The 5,455-nt window shown below is 62.7% G+C and carries 1 protein-coding gene; it reads left to right on the forward strand.

Annotated features, from left to right (window positions below):
* Positions 1-5,455 (forward strand): non-ribosomal peptide synthetase (locus tag BT125_RS28135; RefSeq protein WP_139271828.1); only part of this gene is annotated, 5,455 nt, incomplete at both ends.

Genomic DNA, 5,455 nt, shown 5'->3' on the forward strand with positions numbered 1-5,455 from the left:
AGCTGCTGCCGCTGGCCAACCTGTCCCAGGCGACCATCGACCGTCTCGTGGCGACAGTGCCGGGTGGTACACGCAACGTGCAGGACATCTACCCGTTGGCGCCGCTGCAGGAAGGCATTCTTTATCATCACCTGGCCGCCGAACAAGGCGATCCCTACGTGCTGCAGGCGCAGTTTGCCTTTGACAGCCGCGAACGCCTCGACGCGTTCACCCAGGCCCTGCAAAGCGTCATTGATCGTCACGATATCTTGCGCACCAGTATTGTATGGGAAGGCCTGGACGAGCCCATGCAAGTGGTCCGTCGTGAGGCCAGGCTGCACCTCGAAACGCTCGATCTCGATCCGGTCGCTGGCGATGTCGCTGAGCAACTGCGCCAGCGTTTCGACTCGCGGCATTACCGCCTGGACATCGCTCAGGCACCGCTGATGCGCCTGGCTTATGGAAGGGACGAGGCCAATCATCGCCTGGTCGCGACATTGTTGTTCCATCACCTCGCCCTGGACCATACGGCGCTGGAAGTGGTGCAACACGAAATGCAAGCGCACCTGCTGGGTGAGGCCGGGCAATTGGCCGAAGCGGTGCCCTATCGCAACTACGTGGCCCAGGCACGACTGGGTGTGGATCGCGAAGAGCATGAGGCGTTTTTCCGCGACATGCTCGGCGATATCGACGAGCCAACGCTGCCATTCAATTTGCAGGATGTACAGGCTGGCGGACACGACATCGAAGAGACCAGCCAAGCGGTGGAGGGTGCCTTGGACCTGCGTCTGCGGGCCCAGGCGCGTCAACTGGGGGTGAGTGCCGCCAGCCTGGTGCACTTGGCGTGGGCGCAAGTACTGGCCAAGGTATCCGGCAAGCAGGAGGTGGTGTTCGGTACGGTACTGATGGGCCGCATGCAGGGCGGCGAGGGCGCCGATCGGGCGCTGGGGATGTTCATCAACACCCTGCCGCTTCGCGTGAGTCTGGGCGAGCAAGGCGTCAAGGCTGGGGTCAAGGCTGTCCATGGGCAACTGACTGCCTTGCTGGGACACGAGCATGCCTCGCTGGCGCTGGCCCAACGTTGCAGTGGCGTAGCGGCACCGTTGCCGTTGTTCAGTGCCTTGCTCAATTACCGCCATGGTGCCACGACGGCGTCGAACGAAGCATCGTCGGCCTGGAACGGTATGCAGGCGCTGGGTGGTGAAGAACGGACCAATTACCCGCTGACATTGAACGTCGATGACCTGGGGACCGGTTTCAACCTGACGGTGCTGGTCGGGCAACAGATTGGTGCCCAACGGATTTGCGCTTATATGCACGCGGCATTGCAAACGCTCGTGCAGGCACTGGAACAGACGCCACAGGCGGCGCTGTATCGTCTGTCGATCTTGCCCGCAGCGGAACTGGAGCAATTGCTGGTGACGTTCAACGCCACCGAGGCGGATTATCCGCATCAGCAAACGATTCATGGATTGTTTGAAGAGCAGGTCCAGCGTACGCCGGAGGCGGTGGCGGTGGTCCGTGGCGAACAGCGCCTGAACTACCGCGAGTTGAACGAACGGGCCAACCGCTTGGCCCATTACCTGCGCAAGCAGGGTGTACAGCCCGATTCGCGGGTGGCGATCTGTGTCGAGCGTGGCATCGACATGGTCGTGGGGTTGCTGGCGATTCTCAAGGCCGGCGGCGGTTATGTGCCGCTGGATCCGGCGTATCCGCTTGATCGCATCACCTACATGCTGGAAGACAGTGCGCCGGCGGCGGTGTTGGCGCAGACGGCGACCCTTGGATTGCTGGCCGCAGCCTCGATGCCGGTGATCAATCTCGATAGTGGCGATTGGCAGGACGAGTCCGTCCAAAATCCTGAAGTGGCTGAGCTGACGTCTTCGCACCTGGCCTATGTCATCTACACCTCGGGTTCGACCGGTCTGCCTAAAGGCGTGATGATCGAACACCGCAACACGGTGAACTTCCTGACCTGGGCCCATCGTTCGTTCGATGACGCCACGTTGTCGAAAACCCTGTTCTCGACTTCGTTGAACTTCGACCTGGCGGTCTACGAGTGCTTCGCGCCGCTGACCTCGGGCGGCAGCATCGAAGTGGTCACTAATGTGCTGGAACTGCAACAGGGCAAGCACGACATCACCCTGATCAACACCGTGCCCTCGGCGCTCAAGGCCTTGCTGGAGTCCGGCGGATTGGGCGAGGGCGTCGATACGGTCAACGTCGCTGGCGAAGCTTTGAAGCGCAGCCTGGTGGAAACCTTGTTTGAACAGACCCAGGTCAAACGCCTGTGCAACCTCTACGGCCCTTCGGAAACCACGACTTACTCAAGCTGGGTGTCGATGGCCCGCGAAGATGGATTTGCCGCGCACATCGGCAAACCGGTGGCGAACACCCAGTTCTACCTGTTGGACGAGCACAAACAACCCGTGCCACTGGGCGTTCCGGGCGAAATCTACATCGGTGGTGCCGGGGTCGCTCGTGGTTATTTGAACCGCAATGACCTGACGGCCGAGCGCTTCCTGAAAGATCCATTCAGCACGGCTCAAAATGCGCGCATGTATCGCACTGGCGACCTGGGCCGCTACCTGCCGGACGGCAACATCGAATACCTGGGCCGTAACGACGATCAGGTGAAGATCCGCGGTTTTCGTATCGAGCTGGGGGAGATCGAAGCCAAACTCGCCCAGGCTCCAAACATCAAGGAAACTGTGGTCGTGGCCCGTGAAGACGTGCCGGGTGACAAGCGCCTGGTGGCTTATTTCACCCAACACTCGCCGGACGAAACAGTAGAGATCGAAGCTCTGCGCACGCACCTGCAAGCGCAGCTGCCGGCCTACATGGTGCCCGTCGCCTACGTGCGCCTGGATGCCTTGCCACTGACCCCCAACGGTAAACTCGATCGCAAGGCCCTGCCGGCGCCGGACCTCGACGCGCTGATCACCCGTGGCTACGAAGCCCCACAAGGCGAGGTCGAAACCACCCTGGCGCAGATCTGGCAAGACTTGCTCAAGGTCGAACGCGTGGGCCGTCATGACCATTTCTTCGAGCTGGGTGGACACTCGCTGTTGGCCGTCAGCCTGATTGGCCGGATGCGCCAGCTCGGCTTGTCGGCGGACGTGCGGGTGCTGTTCAGCCAGCCAACGCTCGCGGCGCTGGCCGCCGCAGTCGGCAGTGGCGGCGAGGTCGCGGTGCCGGACAACGGCATTCTGCTGGGGTGCACCCGGATCACGCCGTCGATGCTGCCCTTGGTGGCGTTGGACCAGCAAGACATCGATCGTCTTGTGGAGACGGTGCCCGGTGGTGCGCGCAACGTGCAGGACATCTACCCGTTGGCGCCGTTGCAGGAAGGTATTCTTTATCATCACATCGCTGCGCACACGGGGGATCCCTATGTGTTGCAGGCCACGTTCACCGTCTCGGATCGCGAGCGGCTGGAGGCGTTTGCCCAGGCTCTGCAGGGCGTCATCGATCGCCACGACATCCTGCGTACTTCGGTGGTCTGGGAAGGTCTGGACGAGCCGGTGCAAGTGGTCTGGCGCAAAGCGCAACTGGCGGTGGAAGAATTGGCGCTGAGCGCCGAGGCGGGCGATATCGCCGGGCAGTTGCGCGAGCGCTTCGACACGCTGCATTACCGTCTGGACATGCAGCAGGCGCCGTTGATGCGCATCGCCTTCGCCCACGACCCGGCCAATCAACGCTGGGTGGCGATGTTGTTGTTCCATCACATGGTCCTCGACCACACGGCGCTGGAAGTGGTGCAGCACGAGATGCAGGCGCACCTGCTGGGCCAGGCCGAGCAACTGGGCCAAGCCGTGCCGTTCCGCAATTACGTGGCCCAGGCCCGCTTGGGCGTGAGCCGTGAAGAGCACGAAGGGTTCTTCCGCGACATGTTGAGTGATGTCGACGAACCGACATTGCCGTTCGGCTTGCTGGACGTACGTGGCGATGGCAGCGATATCGAAGAGGCCGGACTGAGCCTGCCTGCCGACCTGAGCCGCCGACTGCGGGCCCAGGCCCGTCAGTTGGGCGTGAGCGCCGCGAGCCTGCATCACCTGGCCTGGGCGCAAGTGCTGGGGCAGGTGTCCGGCAAGCAGGACGTTGTGTTTGGCACGGTGCTGATGGGGCGGATGCAGGGCGGCGACGGCGCTGACCATGCATTGGGCATGTTCATCAATACCTTGCCATTGCGGGTGGGCGTCGGAGCCCAAGGCGTGCGTGACGGCGTAAAAGCCACCCACGCTCGCCTGACCGGCCTGCTGGGGCACGAACACGCCTCGCTGGCGTTGGCCCAGCGTTGCAGCGGCGTGGTCGCACCGATGCCGCTGTTCAATGCCTTGCTCAATTATCGGCACAGTGCCCCAGGCGTTGCCTCAAGCGACGCCTTGGTGGCCTGGGACGGTATTCAACTGCTGAGCAACGAAGAGCGTACCAACTACCCGCTGACCTTGTCGGTAGATGACCTGGGCGAAGATTTCCACTTGTCGGCGCTGGCAGTGCCGCGGGTCGGCGCGCAGCGGATATGTGTCTACATGAACATTGCCCTGGAGCATCTGGTCGAAGCGCTGGAACAGGCTCCGGCGACGCCGTTGCACAGCCTGTCGATCCTGCCGCCGGCCGAGCGTCGGCAATTGCTGGTGGACTTCAACGCCACCACCCGCAGCTATCCCCAGGACAGGACCGTCCATGGCCTGTTCGAGGCACGGGCCAAGGAGCATCCGGAAGCAACCGCGGTTGTGCACAACGGCCACAGCCTGACGTACGTCGAGTTGAACCGCCGAGCCAATTGCCTGACCCGTCATTTGATTGGCCTGGGGGTGCAACCGGGCGATCGCGTGGCGATTATGCTGGAACGCTCGGTCGAGCTGCTGGTCAGCCAGCTGGCGATTCTCAAGTGCGCCGCGGTCTACGTGCCGCTGGACGTCAGCGCACCGCTCGAACGTCAGGATTTCATGGTGCGCGACAGCGGTGCCCGGACGCTTCTGACCCTGAGCGCGATGGCGGTGCCTGAGGGGGTTGCCCGTGTGGATCTGGATAGCGTGGTCCTGGAGACCGAGGCGGACCATGACCTGCGGCTGATACAAAGCACCGAATCGGTGGCCTACATCATGTACACCTCCGGCTCCACCGGCACCCCGAAAGGCGTGCTGGTGCCGCACCGGGCGATCAACCGACTGGTGATCAATAACGGCTACGCCGACTTCAACGCCCAGGACCGGGTGGCCTTCGCCTCCAACCCGGCCTTCGACGCCAGCACCCTCGACGTCTGGGCGCCGTTGCTCAATGGCGGTTGCGTGGTAGTGGTCGACCAGGATGTGCTGTTGTCCCAGGCGGATTTCCACGCGCTGCTGCTCGAACAATCGGTCAGCTTGTTGTGGATGACGGCCGGTCTATTCCATCAGTACGCCGCGGGGCTGATGACGGCGTTCGCCCAATTGCGCTACCTGATCGTCGGTGGCGATGTACTCGACCCAGC

The sequence above is a fragment of the Pseudomonas sp. NFACC04-2 genome (genome assembly GCF_900119265.1).
Taxonomy (GTDB): Bacteria; Pseudomonadota; Gammaproteobacteria; order Pseudomonadales; family Pseudomonadaceae; genus Aquipseudomonas; species Aquipseudomonas fluorescens_AA.